At 37.2% G+C, this 17,685-nt stretch carries 11 protein-coding genes; 1 reads left to right on the forward strand and 10 read right to left on the reverse strand.

Annotated elements, in window-relative coordinates; translation table 11 throughout:
• Positions 1 to 412: 412 nt before the first annotated feature.
• From FFM71_RS08750 to FFM71_RS08770, 5 genes are all read right to left on the reverse strand, one after another.
• On the reverse strand, positions 413 to 1,957 hold the full coding sequence (locus FFM71_RS08750) for an ABC-F family ATP-binding cassette domain-containing protein (RefSeq protein WP_137611799.1): 1,545 nt from the start codon (positions 1,955 to 1,957) through the stop codon (positions 413 to 415).
• A 1,111-nt stretch (positions 1,958 to 3,068) separates the two neighbouring features.
• Positions 3,069 to 4,229: an LCP family glycopolymer transferase gene (locus FFM71_RS08755; RefSeq protein WP_137611800.1), complete on the reverse strand. Its 1,161-nt coding sequence runs from the start codon at positions 4,227 to 4,229 to the stop codon at positions 3,069 to 3,071.
• A gap of 714 nt (positions 4,230 to 4,943) precedes the next feature.
• Positions 4,944 to 6,395, reverse strand: a complete 1,452-nt coding sequence (locus FFM71_RS08760; protein ID WP_137611801.1) for an amino acid permease — start codon at positions 6,393 to 6,395, stop codon at positions 4,944 to 4,946.
• Between the two features lie 754 nt (positions 6,396 to 7,149).
• On the reverse strand, positions 7,150 to 9,861 hold the full coding sequence (locus tag FFM71_RS08765) for a transglycosylase domain-containing protein (RefSeq protein ID WP_137611802.1): 2,712 nt from the start codon (positions 9,859 to 9,861) through the stop codon (positions 7,150 to 7,152).
• Positions 9,862 to 9,870: 9 nt separating this feature from the next.
• Complete coding sequence (locus FFM71_RS08770) at positions 9,871 to 11,166, reverse strand: hypothetical protein (protein ID WP_137611803.1); 1,296 nt, start codon at positions 11,164 to 11,166, stop codon at positions 9,871 to 9,873.
• A 72-nt stretch (positions 11,167 to 11,238) separates the two neighbouring features.
• On the opposite strand from FFM71_RS08770, the gene FFM71_RS08775 reads away from it, so the two are divergent.
• Entirely contained in the window at positions 11,239 to 12,165 is a 927-nt protein-coding gene (locus FFM71_RS08775) for a hypothetical protein (protein ID WP_137611804.1), read from the forward strand.
• A gap of 539 nt (positions 12,166 to 12,704) precedes the next feature.
• On the opposite strand, the gene FFM71_RS08780 is transcribed toward FFM71_RS08775, so the two are convergent.
• The 5 genes from FFM71_RS08780 to rplI form a co-directional block, all read right to left on the reverse strand.
• Positions 12,705 to 13,136: an Rrf2 family transcriptional regulator gene (locus tag FFM71_RS08780; protein ID WP_137611805.1), complete on the reverse strand. Its 432-nt coding sequence runs from the start codon at positions 13,134 to 13,136 to the stop codon at positions 12,705 to 12,707.
• 62 nt (positions 13,137 to 13,198) lie between these two features.
• On the reverse strand, positions 13,199 to 14,044 hold the full coding sequence (locus FFM71_RS08785) for an NAD(P)H-binding protein (RefSeq protein WP_137611806.1): 846 nt from the start codon (positions 14,042 to 14,044) through the stop codon (positions 13,199 to 13,201).
• Between the two features lie 478 nt (positions 14,045 to 14,522).
• Positions 14,523 to 15,809, reverse strand: coding sequence for an adenylosuccinate synthase (locus FFM71_RS08790; RefSeq protein ID WP_137611807.1), 1,287 nt, complete (start codon positions 15,807 to 15,809; stop codon positions 14,523 to 14,525).
• 22 nt (positions 15,810 to 15,831) lie between these two features.
• A complete protein-coding gene (gene dnaB, locus FFM71_RS08795) occupies positions 15,832 to 17,217 on the reverse strand; it encodes a replicative DNA helicase (protein WP_137611808.1) in 1,386 nt (461 codons plus the stop codon).
• A 6-nt stretch (positions 17,218 to 17,223) separates the two neighbouring features.
• The gene (rplI, locus tag FFM71_RS08800; protein ID WP_137611809.1) at positions 17,224 to 17,679 is read right to left on the reverse strand and encodes a 50S ribosomal protein L9; all 456 of its coding nucleotides are present in this window, start codon (positions 17,677 to 17,679) and stop codon (positions 17,224 to 17,226) included.
• Positions 17,680 to 17,685: the final 6 nt, after the last annotated feature.

Genomic DNA, 17,685 nt, shown 5'->3' on the forward strand with positions numbered 1-17,685 from the left:
CGAATTGACTTCGTTGTAAATCCAACAAATTAATGTTGGCCTACACAATTTTAGTGTTAAAACTTTGTTCAGTTTTCAAAGGTCTACCAGCTGATTAAGTGCTTACGCTCATCAGCGACTTAATTATTTTATCAAGCTGACAAATGAATGTCAAGAACTTTTTAAAATAATTTTTGTAAAAATTTAATGAAATGAATCATTAAATTTTTACGCATTGTCCCTTGCGAGTCAACTTAATTATCATAACAAGTTCAAAACATAATGTCAAGAACTTATTTGAAATAATTATTTCAACATTCAAGCAAAATCATTGCTTAGCCGTTGGCGTTGTTAACTCTTCGTGACAACAGGTAATATCTTACCGTTAATGGTAAACCAATGCAAGTACTTTTTCATATTTTTTTGAAAATAATCAATTTTCTTTTATCTTTTCAATATCTAGGACCTTATCGATCCAATCACTACTATAGAAATCCTCCTCGTGAGTTACGAGAATCATTGATCCATCATAGTTCTTGAGCCCTTTACGAAGTGCAGCCTTTGATTCGTCATCCAAATGATTTGTTGGTTCATCCATGAATAGGAAATTAGTATTATCGAACATCAAGTCAGCAATTTTGACTTTAGTCTGCTCCCCACCGGATAGTGAGCGCATTTGAGACATGATTTGTTGATTGGTCAATCCAGTTCTAGCTAATACACGTCTAACTTCCTTACCATCCTTATCTGGATGTTCTTCACTAATGTACTTAAATGGTGAATCAAGGTTATTTTTCCAAACGAGATCTTGCTTAAAGTAACCGACCTTCACTGTCTCTGAGAAATCAAAGTTTCCTTCAATAGGTGGAATAATGCCTAGTAGTGTCTTGATCAATGTTGACTTACCGATACCATTGAACCCTTTAATAACCATTTTTTCGCCACTGACGATTGAGAAATTCAAAGCTTTATCAAATAGAGCTTCTCCATCATAACCAACTTTAAGATCATTTACTTCTAGTAACATCCGTGAACTAGGTACTTCGATATATGGAAAGCCAAAGCTAGCCGCAGTTTTGTTCCCTGGGGGTGTGAGGACTTCCATGTGGGACAATTGTTTCTCTCTACTCTTAGCACTCTTAGAACGTGAACCAGCCTTAAACTTTCTAATATAAGCCTTAGTCTTAGAAATTTGGTCTTGCTGCTTAACGTACGCCTTCATATATGTTTCCTTATTAGCTGCCTTTTGTTTGAGGGCTTGCTTCAATGAACCAGTATATTTAGTGATCTTACCGAATTCAAAGTCAGCTACACAGTTGATAATGCGGTCTAAGAAGCCATAATCATGGGAAATTACGATAAAAGCACCATCGAAGTTATTTAAATAATCAGCTAACCAGTCAATATGATTAGTATCCAAGTAATTAGTAGGTTCGTCCAGGAGAATCATATCTGGTTGTTCTAGCAAAATTTTAGCCAAAATAATCTTCGAACGTTGACCACCACTAAGTTTGGAAACGTCATGGTCATATCCAATCGCATCGAGTCCTAACCCAGTCGCAACTTGTTGAATCTTTGTATCCAATTCATAAAAATCATTGGCATCCAAGATTTCTTGAAGCTTTCCAGCCTTTTCAAGGTCTTCATCATCGGGATTATTCATGTAAATATCGTTTAACTTATCACTTGTTTCATATAACTTTGAAAATGCAGTTTTAAGGTACTCGTAAATCGTCATTCCAGCAGCTAATTTTGCCTGTTGATCCAAGTAACCAATAGTTAAATGCTTCTTCCAAGAGATCTTTCCCTCATCAGCTTCAATTTGACCAGTCAATATCTTGATGAAAGTTGATTTACCAACACCGTTTTGACCAATGATACCTAAATGATCTTCTTTATTAACCTGTAAATCGGCTGAATCGTACAATCTCTTATCCAAAAATTGTTGCGTTAAGTCGTGTACTTCTAAAACACTCATATTTATCTCCTCTTTTATTGAATTATGCCGTCTTATTATTAGTAATCTTATTAATGTTTCGAATTATATATTAGGTAATCTGTGTGGTGCTATTTAAATATGCCGTCTACAGAGCTGGGAAATATTCACTAGCTGTGCGGACCGGTCCGAGCCTGGGAAGCGGTCTCGAACCTCGGTTTGAAGCCTTGACATAGTTCGTCAAGGCTCCAAACACGCCCGGTGTTGTAATGGCTAAAGCCATAACAACACTTCCACGGCACACAAATATTTCCCAGCTCTTCCGACTAATTAATCGTTATTAATTGAACGTAAAAATATTCAATTGCTTTTATATCCAGACTATTTCAAATTCTAAAATACAATTGATACGAATATTTGTAACTAATTATCGGCCTAGCACCATACTTATTAGGTAATGCATTGAGCTAGTTAATAACCTCTTTATAGAACTTACTCTTACTTTGATAACTAAAGGTTGAATGGTGAAAAATTAATCTAACAATTGCTATTACAGGCCTGAAGCTAATTTATTTAAATACTCAGAAATCTTCATTTTATTGTTCCGCCCATTAAAAAAACTAGTTGGAAGAGCTGAGAGTATTCATTTGCAGCGAAAGTGGCGTTATTGCTTCAGCAATTACACCACCGGGCGCGTTGAAGCCTCGCGGGTTTTGCGAGGCTTCAACCGAGGTTCGAGACCGCTTTCTGGCTCGGGCCGTTCCGCGCAGCAAATGAATACTCTCAGCTCTGGAAACGGCATACTTAACTAAACTTTCAACCTTTACTTTGATAACTGAAAGATGAAAAATTAACCATTATTGTTCCTGAAATAAAAATAAACTAGTTGGAAGAGCCGATAGTATTAATTTTCAGTGAAAGTAGCGTTATTGCTTTAACAATTACATCCCCACGGCTTAGATCGTTACGCACAACTCATTACTATAGTAGTAAATCATCCATTTACTCATGCTTTTTGATAAAACACACAAGAATACATGTTATCACCCAGGAACCAACTAGTCCATGTTATCAACTTAACCAAAGGTGTACTTTCTAGCATAAAAACATATAAAAAAGGCCGAAACTATTGTCTCAGCCTTTAGTCAGATCCTTACTCGGACGTTTGATTTCGTGTAAAGATTGTATAGTTTTGGTTAGTGTTCTCACTGTTAAAGGAGAAACCATTATCTTCATTCAAAGTATTTAACCTTGTTTCTTCATTATCCAACTCTTCTTGAGATAGGCCTAATTGTTTCCTTAGCTTATTGGATGCACGTTGTAGTTCCTTAGTAGGAATTACTTCATACGAAGAACCGTCGATCATTGAGCCATAGCCTTGAACGTGATCAGAACCAATACTCTTAGCTGCACCACGATAATTCAAGAACATTGATTGCATATCACTAAAGCTCAAATTGGTTTTCATTGAACTGGAAATACTATCCAACACTTTTTGATAACGTGTAAACGTCTTGGCACTCGCAGCACTCTTAATAATTGCTGTAATAACCTGTCGTTGTCTCAATTGACGACCATAATCACCCTGCGGATCTTCATAACGCATTCTCGAATAATCAAGTGCTTGCTTACCATTCAAATGCATCTTACCCTTTGTGAAATGGGATTCCTTTTGACCAGTATCACCATATGAGAAACTAAATGGTACATCAACATCAACACCACCAACAGAATTAACGATCTGAGTCAATGAATTAAAATCAACTTTAACATAATAATCAATTGGTATATTCAAGAATTTCTCCGTTGTAGCAACGGCACTTTCTTCGTTACCAATGTTATAAGCCGAATTGATTTTTTGAATTTTCTTAGTGTTATTAGTGCTACTCTTCCAAATTTGAGACATGGAATCTCTTGGTACAGACATCATTGTGGTTTTATTAGTCTTAGGATTGACTGTTACAACTATCATTGTATCTGAGTTACCATGATAATCTTTCTCAGTATCACGGACCCCATCATCAGTCGTATCAACACCAAGGAGCAAAATGGAAACTGGCTTCTTATCACTGATTTTAGTTGAAACACTTTTACCATCCAAAGCCTTGTAAGTCTTACCCAAAGAATTTTGGGTTTGAGCATAAATTCTAAATCCATAAGCACCCATCACGAAAATCATGACTAATAGTACTAGACCTAAGATCTTCAAAAATGGACGTTTTATCTTACCGCTAACATCAGAGGCTAAGGCACTGTTACGGGTTCTTTGCCTGTGCTCTCTTGACATCTTGTTTTTATTATTATTGTTATCCATAAATAAACTCCGTTTGATTTGCTATCTACGTTTCAAACAAATTCTCTCTATATTATAGTAGATAGAATGCAATTATACAGCTTAATTATCATGATTAAAAACTTTTCTAACAAAGATACTGATTTAACTGGAGTTTGAGGCCCTTCAAACAATATAACTAAAGGTTGAAAGTTTGATGTATTATGCCGTTTCCAGAGCTGAAAGTATTCATATGTTGCGCGGTACGATCCGAGCCAAAAGGCGGTCTCGAATCTCGGTTGAAGCCTTACCAAAAACCGGTAAGTCTCCAACGCGCCCGGTGGTGTAAGAGTAAAGCTCTAACGCCACTTTCGCGGCAAATGAATACTTTCAGCTCTTCCAACTAGTTTTCTAATAATAAGAATGTCCAATTGTGATTTTTTTGCCATTTAAATAAATTGAATTTAGGACTGTCACAGAAATGTTTATTTTACTTTTTCACCTTTCAACCTTCAGCAATATAAAATTTCATCAGTTGATTTATAAATTCTATCTCTAAGTTTGAGAATATTTAGTTTATTAAACAGAATGTTTTCTGATGAATTCAGATTTTTTATTATATGTAAATTAGATAGCAAAATGAGTTGTATAACACTTAAATAACTAAATAATTAGGTGTGATACAACTCATTTTGTTAGTTTGAATATTTCCTGATAGTTCCTTATCAAATCACCTGTGCAGAGAGGCAATTAAATTTAAGCTTCGTCTAAATCTTTATTAGTACGTTTGGCAATAGCAGGTAGAATCAAACCAAGTGTAATCAAGGCAATTGGTGTGATGATATTAAGTGCTAATTGGAACCACCATGATGATGGATCTTGTGCCATGTTCATCTTAGGAACCATACCTAAGATACATGCGAAGGCTGTTAAGAAGAAAGTCCAAAGACCTAGTCCAAAACCGACGTATTTATTTTTGATGAACATATAATCTGATTGATAACTGTCGATATGTTTTGATAGCATCATGAAGGCGAAGAATACCCATAAATAACGCATAGGCATAACGATTGAATTAAGGTTCAACAACCAGTTATATAAATCATTCATACCGTTGATACCAAGAGCAGGAACGATAATCAAGATAGAAACAAGAACTGCGGTCATCTTATAACCGTTGATAGCAATACCACGTTTGTTTTTCTTTGAAAGTGCCTTAGGAATGAATTTAGAATCAGCATCCCCTAAAAGCATACGCAATGGAGCATCAATTGAAATAGCAAGTGCTGCGGCTGAAGCAACTGTATTCGTAATAGCGAACGCCCAAACGAATAAGTTACCAACATGGAAACTGTTACCTAAGAATTGGAAAGCTTGGTAAGCACCATTGGCCATCAAATCGGCTGGGATATGGTTAGAATTAACAATCATACCAATAGCAAATGATCCTAGAATAGCTGACACAGCAACCATAACAGCTAAAATAATCATACCAAGTGGGAATTCTTTGGAAGCATTCTTAGTCTTGTTAACGTATGGTGAAATCTTTTCAGAACCACCAACAGCGAAGACTAACATGGAAATCGTCGTAAAGTATTGAAAGTCGAATTTCGGTATATATGTGTGAATATCAGTCATGTTTGGTGTAGCAATTTGGACATGAGTGATAAATGGAGCGCTGACACCTAAGATAATGAATAGCATTGACATAGTAAACATTGCGATACCGGCAATACTACCAAGATTATTTAGTGTGGCAGTACCTTTACTAGCTAACCAAACGAAACCTAGAAAGATAACCAAACTGGCTCCTTGAACTAATATTGGGGAACTAGTTTTGATAAACGAACCATTTCCCTTGAATAACCAACTCAAACTAACCATGATAATTTGTGGCTTTTGAGCAAGATATGGAACATGCACAACCCAATAAGTCCAAGCAGCGAAGTAAGCTAACTTATTATTGGAAAGTGCTTTGACCCAAGAACTGACACCCCCGCCAGCATCTTGAAAAGCTGATCCTAACTGTCCAACCATTAAAGTATATGGGACGAAGTATAGAATCATGATCAAAATCCATGAAGTTATAACAGCTAAACCTTGGTTGGCAAAGTTGTTAATAACATTGTTAAGACCCCAAACAGTAGTAAACCCTAGTAAGGCTATGTTCCACCATCTAAACGTCTTTGCATTATTTGCATCTGACATTATTCAAATCCTCCTACGAAGGTGATTATACAGGAAATCAGGAATTAAAACTCAAAAATAATAAGATAGTTTTTTCATTATATCTGACTTTATATTTTGACAAAAAGATTTTAATATTCCGTTTCCAGAGCTGAGAGTATTCATATGCTGCGCGGAACGGCCCGAGCCACAGTGCGGTCTTGAGCCTCGGTTGAAGCCTTTCCAAGAACCGGAAAGTCTACAACACGCCCGGTGGTGTAAGAGCTGAAGCTCTAACGCCACTTTCGCTGCATATGAATACTCTCAGCTCTTCCAACTAGTTTTTTCAAATTAGATGAATAAACTATGATTATTTATATAACTTGCCACAGTAATAGTCATGTCAGATTTTCATCCCTCATCATTTAGATAAGAATAGCTAATTAAAATAGATCAGATAAATCGGATTTTTATTTTCCGAAATTATCTGATCTATTTTATTTTGAATCTATATGGAACCTAATATTTGAATTGAGAAGTAACCCTATTAGTAGTCTACTTTTTTATATCTCAAATAACTATTTTAATTGGCAAAAACCATAACCCAAGCCTGAGGTTGCCAGCAATTTCACCAGCAGTGAAAATATTATAAGGACGCAAGTTCTTATAATATGGACGACTTTTGAGACTTGCGGTTTTTGCAAGGCTCAAAATCGAGGTGCGAGACCTTGGCTCGCACCGGTCCCACAGCAGGCGAAATTTGCTGGCAACCTCAGGCGGAATCCTTCAATACACTCTAATCACTTGAACTTGAAGATGAACTTGAATCAGAAGAAGATGATGATGAAGAAGACGAAGAACTAGAAGAACTAGAACCATTAGAATCGATTTTAACATCTGGTACATTGCCACCATAACTTCTGATTTCATTCATAATATCAACCAGCTTCTGCTTTTGATCAGCCTTATCAGAATCATCATTCTTATAAGCATCCTTTACCTTTTGTAACTGCGAATTATATTGTGGCATCAGCTTATCAACCATTGATTGACGTTTTTGGGCCCGTTCCGTCTCGATTGTTTCCTTTTCAGCTTCATATTTTGCAACTTTCTTATTATCCTTAGCTGCTTGAAACATAGCCTGACTCATATTCAGATCCTTTTGCAATTCCAAAATCTGCTTATTGAAATCAATCTTGGCACTTTGACGCTTAACGTTAGCGTTGAGATATCGAATCTTCTGTAATTCACTTAACTTACCGTTGTATTGAGATTCTTTAGTTATTTGCGACTCATTATACTTATCAATGGCTTTTTGAACTTTATCCTCACGACTAAATTCTTCCTTCTTAGTCAAATGATAGATAATTCGATAATCAAGGTTGTAGAGTCGGTTCGTATTCTTATTCTCTTGGTCAGTATTATACTTCGAAAAGTCAGTATCAATAATATCTTGAATACTTGGCTTCTCATTACTTGCTTTAACCGAAATATTACTGCCACTGACTGTGATCGTACTTGGTTTCTTGAAATTAGTTTCCTTTTGCTTCGTATAATCGACCAAATATTGACCCTCAGCTTTGAACGCCTGCATCGTCAATGCATCTTCACTCTGAGTCAAAGTTGATGGCACATCATTACCCGTCCAGTTAGCAATCGTGAAATTAGGTGTCATGCCGACAAAGTAAGAATCCTTCGTATCATCAGTCGTACCAGTTTTACCAGCTGTGTACTTGTAATTATCTAATGAAGCAGCTTTACCCAAACCATCAGTAATAACTGACTGCATGGTATTGAGCATCATATAACTGGCATTCTTCGTATAGACAGACTTTTGCATGTGCGTATTTTGATAAATGTAACGATTATTGTCTTTATCGTAAATACTCGACAAATTACTTGGATGAATAAATTGTCCCCCACGTGAGAAAGAACTATATGCGGATGCCATTTCAGTTGTTGTTGTACCGTACTTGAATGAACCAATAGCCAAACGTGGATCATTTTTCTGATCAGGACTCAAACGAGCAAATTCCATCTTAACCAAATCATCATAATAAGTATTCTTAGTATCAGAAGCAGCCAACTTATATGCAATAGTATTGATTGAATTTTCCAAAGCATGTCGCAAAGTATTACTGCCTGTATAGCCGCTGTACCAGTTATGAATCACCGGACTGCCGACAGCTGAATCAATCACGGTACTTTGAGGGAAGTACCCTCGCTCAAATGCTGGTGCGTACGCCACTAAAGGCTTAGCAGTTGAACCAGGTTGACGGTATCCACTTATCGCCCGATTAACTTGGTCTCCATTAGTCGTTCGTCCACCAACTATCGCTATAACGTCACCAGTTTTATTGTCGACCACAGTACTTGATACTTGAGGAGTTAGTTTTCCATGAACATCCCTACCTGTATAAGCCTTATAGGTATTGTTGACCAATTCTTCAATCTTATTTTGAACCGTCTCATCAATAGTAGTTCTTATGGTATAACCACCATCCATTAATTGACCATGAGCGCGTTCGTAAGCTTGTTGGTAACTAGTATTATAGGCGTTACGGTCGGCATCATCTTTAAAGTCATAACGCATTGTAAAGCCGGCTGATTTCATCAATTCTTCAGTCGCATTAAAGACCGCATAGCTTAAGGCGTAATTATTGGAAACATCATTGTCATAACGCTTCTCATTTATCTTCAATCCTAGTGGACGTTTACGAGCCGTTTGATAAGTTTTTTTAGAAATCAATCCACGTTGGTAAAAGATATACAAAATCATATTACGACGTTTTACAGTTCGTTGTGGAGCCGCAACTGGGTCATAATAAACCGGATTATTAGGGATGCCGACTAGCACCGCTAGTTTATCAATTGATAAATCTTTTTGATTCTGTGAAAAGTAATAATCTGAAGCCGCACTGAACCCATATGAACCATGTCCCATGTAGACATCATTGATATAAAATTCAAGAATTTGCTTCTTAGTAAATTTTTTCTCTAATTGTTGTGCAATAACCATTTCTTTCAACTTACGTGTCAGATTCTGCGATTGATCTTGCAAGATAACATTCTTAACTAGCTGTTGTGTCAAGGTTGATCCACCTTCAGTTCGATGGTGTAAAACGGTTGAAACACTTGATCGAAGAATACCATACAAATCGACACCGTGATGAATATAAAAGCGTTGATCCTCGACAGCTACCAATCCCTTACTAATATTGGGGTTAATTGCATTAATATCAGTATAATTTGAACTTGACTGTGATAGTTTCTTAATTTCTTTGCCGTTACGGTCATATATAACGGTTGAATTCTTAGGATGAAAATCTGACTTTTTCAATCCTTGACTGTATGAATAACCGTCTGCAATCGTGTTTCTAATATCATAGCCATATTTCCACCAAAAAGCTCCGACACTCAAAACAATTAATAGAACAATTGTTAATAGTATCCATGGCCACTTCTTTCTTTTCCTGATTAATCTGTGTTCCATTTTTTTCTTACGCATAATTAGCCCCTAATTAACATAGAATGTTATTCCAGAAGAGATTTGTGACATCAAATTAGACAAGTCTGATGAACTAATTTGCATACCATTATTGTAGCCTGTACCACCCGCATAAATGAAGCCGAGTGTTGATCCATTGCCAAAGTAAATTGAACTGTTCAAAGCCGAATTATTCTTAAACCAAAATACTGGTGTAGCCGAATTGAAATCAGCTGTTGTATTATCTGGATCAGTAATATCCATTGAAGTAAAGTCGCTGTCACTCGCATTTGAAATATATTGTCCAAAGGCACTGTTGCTGCTATCTGTAACGATGGCATCTGAACTACCAGCACTGACGAGCTTTTTAATCGTGTATTTGCCCGAGCTAACTTGAGAGCTGATGACATTAATGTAACCATCTTGCGCCACATATTTACCGCTGACTTTAGTCATCAATGCTAAAGTATTCTTACTTGAATTGTAGTAAAGCACATTTTTTCCAGTAATTCCTGCCTGTGTTAAGGCATCTGAAGCACCAGTGGTTGAATTGAGACTTGAAACAATATCAACAGTTGCTGGAGTATACTTCTCAGTTAAAGGCGAATCTCTTAATGCTTCTAATTCCTGCTTAACCGCTGCTACTCGGGAACTCTCCCCCTGATGATTGGCAAAATAGTCGTCCATTTTCGTAACTGCGTCATTCCAGCGTTTTTTAACAGTCTTATTTTTGATCAGTTTATAATACGTATTGACCATCGAAATTTTCTTAAAACTCAAACTTGAGTTATCCGAAGTATAAGCATCCCAAGTCTTACTCAAATATTTGTCAGCATCTTGAGTCTGTTCATACCAAATCTGAATCGTATCTAATTTATTACGTTGCTTCTGATAAATATCTTGATTCTTCTCTTTCAGCAGCATTTTATCCAAATTATTTATAGTATCACTCGTCACATCATCACGATAATCACTCTTGCCGTCATATAGTGCATTGACATCCTTGGTTCGATCCTTACGCGCCTGGATATAGTTTTCTAATTCCTGATACTTTTGAATATTACTTTTTGTAATAACATAGCCATCACTGACATTGATTACCTTACCGATAAAATCCAATGACCGATAATTTAAATCAGTCTTTAAAACCTCTAATTCTTTGTCCTGATACTGACTAGATATTTTTGAAGTCACTACGGCATTGACAACACCACGTGAAAGCATGATAAAAAAAATGATAGCTGTCACTACTCCGACAACGCCAGCACTTAACATCAAATAATGTTCTGATTTCGTCCTACTCTTTAAATCTTTCTTATCTTTCATTATTTTCCCCAAATATCTAGTTCATCTTGTTATTATTATAGTAAATTATCCTGCAAATAAAGGGTGGAAATTTTGAAAAAATTAAACAAAAAATATATTAAATGGATCATTATCTTACTATTGCTAGTAATAATTGTATCCTCATATGCCCTTAATTTAGGAAAAATCAAAGATAAAACGGTCGATGGCATTGCTTCAATCACCATTCCGTTCTCTCTGATTGTTAATCCTAAGAACATTGACGAAGATATTGCCCCCAAAGCAGTTGATATCAATGATGGCGACATGACCAAGGAAAAACAGCAAGCTATCAACTTAGTCAGCACTATTAATGATGACTATGATAATACTAAAGAACTTTCATTTTTATCAAATGACCAAGAAAATAATTTACTAAAAAAGGTTCACGCCAAACCACATCGTTATATTGCCAAAATGACCTTACTCAATTTCGGTAAAGATGCCACTGGAAAATACATTACTATCAGCTGCAATCGCTACGATGATACCAAAACTATTGTCAGTTACCGTTATCGTCTCTATTACAAGGGCGACACTATCAAATCAGCTAAGTATCTTAATACTAAGTCTAACAAGTATCCACCCCAGTTTGTTATAAAAGACATCGTTCTGGGTAAATCTGGTAACAATCAAGCTAAAGCATTCATGCAACTTCTAAAGACAGCCATTATTAATTCCAATTTGACGGCCACTAATGCTAATGAGCCGGGCAATTTCAACCAGATTTCAATCAATCTCGGATTGAACCCTGATAATAGTAACAATGGTTTGTATGTCCTAGCCAAAAATTCTAACGCTCGTGTCAGCAATTCTAGTATCGTCGGTTATCAAATAGCAGATGTACCTCGATATACTCGGGTTTATATTAAACAATTGAGCAAAGATAATAGTTATTACTATACATTAACATTCAGTCGTAATAGCGGACGTTTTATTAATTTCCAGAAGGGGATTATTTCTACTGATACTAATAATTAGTTTTCTCCCGTCTCCAGAGCTGCGAGTATTAACCTGCTATGCGGACCGGTCCGAGCCTGAGGTACGGTCTCGAACCTCGGTTTGAAGCCTTTCCATAGACCGGAAAGTCTCCAAACTCGCCCGGTGGCATAATGGCTTTAGCCATTACGCCACATCCACAGCTGGTTAATACTCGCAGCTCTTCCGACTCTTTGTTATTTTATGGATTGATTGACATTAACTAACTCGCAACGTTCAATTTGGGTCTTTCGTACGAAGAGATTCAAACCAAATAAAAAGCAAAAACTAGTTGGAAAAGCTGAGAGTATTCATTTGCAGCGAAAGTGGCGTTATTGCTTCAGCAATTACACCACCGGGCGTGTTGAAAACTCGCGGGTTTTGCGAGGCTTCAACCGAGGTTCGAGACCGCCTTCTGGCTCGAGCCGTTCCGCGCAGCAATTGAATACTCTCAGCTCTGGAAACGGCATACTTACCTAAACCTTCAGTTATTAAACAAAAAAACAATTCCTCTTCTGATTTTTCAGAAAATGAATTGTCTTTTATTTTTTCTTTTGATTATTAACTAATATACTATCGATAATTTCTTGTAAGGATACTTGTGCCATACTATCTTCAGCATTCTTTTGAATTTGATCATAGATGTCCGTTAAAGTTTCTTGAATGTTTCCACCCACGATACAGGCTGGATTAGTCTTTTCGTCAATATGTAGTAGATTTTGGTTGTCCTCCATCACTCTGTAAACGTCTAGAAGGGTAATCTCAGACGCTGGACGTCCTAATTTTGGAGCTACTACACCTGGTCGACTTATTAGCAACCCAGCTTTACTTAACCGTGACATCATCCGACGAACTAAACTAGGATTTGATTCAATACTACTAGCAATCGCAGCGCTGGATAAATCTCCATCTTTACAAATATCGACATAAGCCAGAATATGGACTCCATCGCTCAATTTATTGGAAAATTTCATATTTTTCGCCTCCTAGTAAATACCTTTTAATATCATAGCATTTGGTACATATATGACAATCATTATTCACTAATAACTGTCTGTAATGCCTGTTTCAGTGGTTCCAACTCTCGTCCTAGTACATCTGGTAAATCAGCAGTTTTCTCTTCCAAGGCACCTTCAGAAATTAAATCTTGAATCGAGATAATAATTCCAATTGTTCCTGCATCTACTCCTGCTGTTTGAAGTTGTTTTTGATATTCTTCATCACTAATGGAGACAGTTTTGACATCACCTAAGGCATTTGCTAAGTCTTGGTATGTCCGACCTTTTCCAGCAAATTCATAGACTGATTTAGTCTTGGTAGTAGCTAAAACTTTGGCCGCAGCTTCAGAATATTCACTTTCCAAAGCCCACCCTACTTGACTATCACCAGTTGAATAAACCAACGGTTGACCATTAGCGGCAGCTTTTAAACTGGCTGCTTCATTTTCTAAATACCAGTTATTACGTAAAAATGAATAATTCATACCTGATTCCTTAATAAATTTTTCAGTGGCAATATGATCAGCAGCTAAAGGAACTGTTGCCTTATCGGCATGAGGAAAACTTGTATAAGCTATGTATTTTACACCAGCATTTTTGGCAGCCGTGATCACATTCTCGTGTTGAGTCAATCGTGCCACTGGTCCACCTGGTTGAGATGAAATTAATAGTAGTCGGTCAACGCCTTTAAGCGATGCCTCTAATTGCTTTTCATCAGTATAATCTCCCGGACGTACTTCAACACCTGCTGGTGCGGTTTTTGCCGCTTTTTCAGTATTACGAGCCAAAGCAATGATGTCTGTTGGTGATACTAACTTTGCCAATTCTTGTATCGCATTTTTTCCAAAGTGTCCGGTAACGCCAGTTATTGCATATTTTGTCATAAATTTATCCTACTTTCTATTAGATGTTACTTTATTGTTAACTTGTTATGATTATAATAACATCTTGCTTTTAGAATGCAAGAATTATGTTTGGAAAATAAAAAATCGGTCCTAAGAATTTTTCCTCTCAGGACCGATTTAGTTTGTTGTTGAATTTAGTTTAGTTATTTTAGTTTTTGATTTGAAAACTTGGTTGGTTCGGTTGATTCATATATGCGGTGGCTCTAAAACGAGCTACACAGGCCAATTTCTTCCGCTTTGCATACCTTCCCAAATCATCCGCACAGTACGCGGATAATTCGTGAAGCTACGCAAATGCTCGGAAATTCCCGGGCCTGCTTCTCTCTCTAATTAAAACGAGCTACACAAGGGCAACTCCTTCCGCTTTGCATACCTTCCCAAATCATCCGCACAGTACGCGGATAATTCGTGAAGCTACGCAAATGCTCAGGAGCTGACCGCCCTTGTTCCGCTCTCTCTAATTAGTCCACACGTCATTTACTTCAATCGTCTGTTCTCTATCAGGACCAACTGAAACTGTAGCGTATTCAACGCCTAATTGGTCTTTCACAAAGTCCAAATAATCTCTAGCTGCTTGTGGTAAATCATCTAAGCTCTTAGCTTGTGTCATATCTTCTTCCCATCCTGGGAATGTCTTATACACTGGCTTACATTTTGCTAAAACGTTCAAGTTTGCTGGATATTCATCAATGATTTTTCCATTCAAATCATATCCTGTGCAGACGTTGATTTCTTTTAATCCTGTTAACACGTCTAAACAGTTAAGTGATAGATGTGTTACTCCAGAAACGTTACATGAATGTTTTAGAACAACTAGATCCAACCAGCCGACACGACGAGGACGATGTGTTACTGTACCGTATTCATGACCGGCTTCACGCAAGAAGTCCCCTGTATCATTTAATTGTTCGGTTGGGAATGGACCTGCACCAACTCGTGATGTATAAGCTTTCACAACTCCAATTACTTTATCGATCAATGGCGCACCGACTCCGGCTCCGGTTGTCACACCACCAGCAGGATTTGATGAAGTTACATAAGGATAGGTACCATGGTCAATATCGAGCATGATTCCTTGTGCACCTTCAAATAAAACATTTTTCCCGTTCTTTAATTCTCTGTTCAAATAGGCAGATGTATCGATAACACGATCCTTTAAATCTTGACCAATCTGATAATACTTTTCAAACATATCATCAAAATTCATTGGTTCGGCACCGTAAATCTTAGTAAATAGTTCATTCTTTTGCTTAAGGTTTTCTGTCAAAAGTTCCTTGAACAACTCTTTATCAAGAATATCAGCCATTCTAATACCCACACGTGATGCTTTGTCAGTATAAGCTGGTCCAATACCTCTATTAGTTGTTCCGACCTTAGAATCACCTTTAGCAGCTTCTTGAAGCTTGTCTAGTTCGATATGGTAAGGCAAAATCAACTGTGCACGGTTAGAAATTTTTAGGTTAGTTGTATCAACGCCTTGTTCGTGCAGACGACCAAGCTCTTCTTGAAGTGATTCAAGATTTAAAACAACTCCATTTCCAATAACACTAGTCTTATCTGAATACAAAATACCTGATGGAACAGATCTCAATTTGTAAACGTGATTATCGATATTGAGGGTATGTCCAGCATTATCTCCACCTTGGTAACGTGCAATAATGTTAGCTTCACCACTGAAATAATCGGTAATCTTTCCTTTACCTTCATCGCCCCATTGAGTACCTACTACAACAACTGTTGTCATATTTCTTCTACACCTACACTATTTAATTTTCTGGAATATTCGCGATCGATGAAAACTTATTATAAGATTTCACGAACAATAACTTGGCAGTCCCACGAGGACCCGAACGGTTCTTACTGATGATGACTTCAACCTCACCAACATCTTGATCTTCCGGTTCCTCTTGTGGCTCACTATTATTATTGTCATCGCCATCTTCATCACGATAATAATCATCACGATAAAGGAAAGCTACGATATCCGCATCCTGTTCAATTGAACCAGATTCACGGATATCTGACAACATTGGTCGCTTATCTTGACGAGCTTCAACACCACGGGAAAGCTGTGACAATGCGATTATTGGTACATGTAATTCTTTTGCTAATTTTTTCAAATTACGAGAAATAACCGAAACTTCTTGTTGTCTATTTTCTTGACCGGTACCTTCGATAAGTTGCAAATAATCAATAATAACCAAATCTAATTTGCCGCTCTCTTTTAAAAGTCGACGACATTTTGATCTAATTTCAGCCATCTTAATACCAGGGGTGTCGTCAATATAGACGTTCGTTCGTGACAGACTACCCATGGCAACGACAAGACTGTTCCATTGATTTTCATCCAATTGACCAGTTCTCAATGAATTGGCATCGATACTACCTTCTGAACAGAGCATACGGTTAACCAACGATTCAGCACCCATTTCCAATGAAAAAATGGCTACTGTTGCGTTAGATTTTGTCGCCGCATTCTGAGCTAAGTTCAAAGCAAAAGCGGTCTTACCAACACCAGGACGAGCGGCTAAGATGACTAATTCATCTTTATGTAACCCAGTCGTCATGGCATCAAGATCTTTGTATCCCGTTGAAAGCCCAGTGACATCACTGTCTTGGTCATAGAGCTTATCGATTTCTTCGAATGAAGATTTTACAACATCTGAGATTCTTCTGAAGCCCTTGTGATTTCGGTTTTCAGAAACATCCATAATCTCTTTTTCGGATAAATCAATAATACTATCTACATCATCGTCACCTTCAAAACTCCGTTGAACGATACCTGTAGCAGCGTTGATCAGACGGCGCAAAGTCGACTTGTTCTTAACGATTTTGGCATAATAAGTTGTATTGGCCGCTGTTGGTACAGCACTAGCTAATTCAGCCAAATAACTGACCCCGCCAATATCCTCAATTTGATTCAAACGATCAAGTTCATTTTGAACCGTAACAACATCGACAGGTTCTTCCTCATCGTTTAAATTCATCATGGCCTGAAATACTAATTGATTAGCATGTTGATAAAAATCATCAGCTTCAACGTATTCCATTGCTTCAATTAAAGCATCCTGACTAAGAAAAACCGCTCCTAATACGGCTTGCTCGGCATCCTTATCATTGGGCGGTATTCTTGACGTTATATCATTATTCATTTATTCCTACTTCTTTTCAGCAACGTGTACACGAATGGTTGCTTCGACACCTTCAAACAATTTAACGGGGACGTTAATGTATCCGAGTGCCTTAACACCATCTGCTAGTGTCATCTTGTGTTTATCGGCTTTAATGCCGTATTGATTATTGAGTTCTTCAGCAATCTTCTTAGTTGTAACTGAACCGAATAGGCGGCCATCAGTTCCTGCTTTGGCTAAAATTTCAACAATTGTCTTGTCGTCTTCAATCTTAGTTTTCAAAACCTTAGCTTCTTCTTTTTCAGCTTCATAATCCATTGCTTCACGGTTTTGTTCAGCTTTTAATTTAGCCATATTGGCAGTTGTTGCTTCAATAGCCTTTTTATTCTTAATTAGGAAGTTTTGGGCATAACCGTCAGCAACATTCTTTAGTTCACCCTTCTTACCTTTACCTCTAACATCTTCTAGGAAAATAACTTTCATATTATA

Origin of the sequence: Companilactobacillus huachuanensis (assembly GCF_005404815.1) — a bacterium.
GTDB lineage: Bacteria > Bacillota > Bacilli > Lactobacillales > Lactobacillaceae > Companilactobacillus > Companilactobacillus huachuanensis.

Bases quoted from the DNA above. Each gene is read 5' to 3' on its own strand.
- FFM71_RS08750 (WP_137611799.1), bottom strand. From the start codon at position 1,957: ATGAGTGTTTTAGAAGTACACGACTTAACGCAACAATTTTTGGATAAG.
- FFM71_RS08785 (WP_137611806.1), bottom strand. From the start codon at position 14,044: ATGACAAAATATGCAATAACTGGCGTTACCGGACACTTTGGAAAAAAT.
- FFM71_RS08790 (WP_137611807.1), bottom strand. From the start codon at position 15,809: ATGACAACAGTTGTTGTAGTAGGTACTCAATGGGGCGATGAAGGTAAA.
- FFM71_RS08780 (WP_137611805.1), bottom strand. From the start codon at position 13,136: ATGAAATTTTCCAATAAATTGAGCGATGGAGTCCATATTCTGGCTTAT.
- FFM71_RS08765 (WP_137611802.1), bottom strand. From the start codon at position 9,861: ATGCGTAAGAAAAAAATGGAACACAGATTAATCAGGAAAAGAAAGAAG.
- FFM71_RS08760 (WP_137611801.1), bottom strand. From the start codon at position 6,395: ATGTCAGATGCAAATAATGCAAAGACGTTTAGATGGTGGAACATAGCC.
- FFM71_RS08770 (WP_137611803.1), bottom strand. From the start codon at position 11,166: ATGAAAGATAAGAAAGATTTAAAGAGTAGGACGAAATCAGAACATTAT.
- rplI (WP_137611809.1), bottom strand. From the start codon at position 17,679: ATGAAAGTTATTTTCCTAGAAGATGTTAGAGGTAAAGGTAAGAAGGGT.
- dnaB (WP_137611808.1), bottom strand. From the start codon at position 17,217: ATGAATAATGATATAACGTCAAGAATACCGCCCAATGATAAGGATGCC.
- FFM71_RS08755 (WP_137611800.1), bottom strand. From the start codon at position 4,229: ATGGATAACAATAATAATAAAAACAAGATGTCAAGAGAGCACAGGCAA.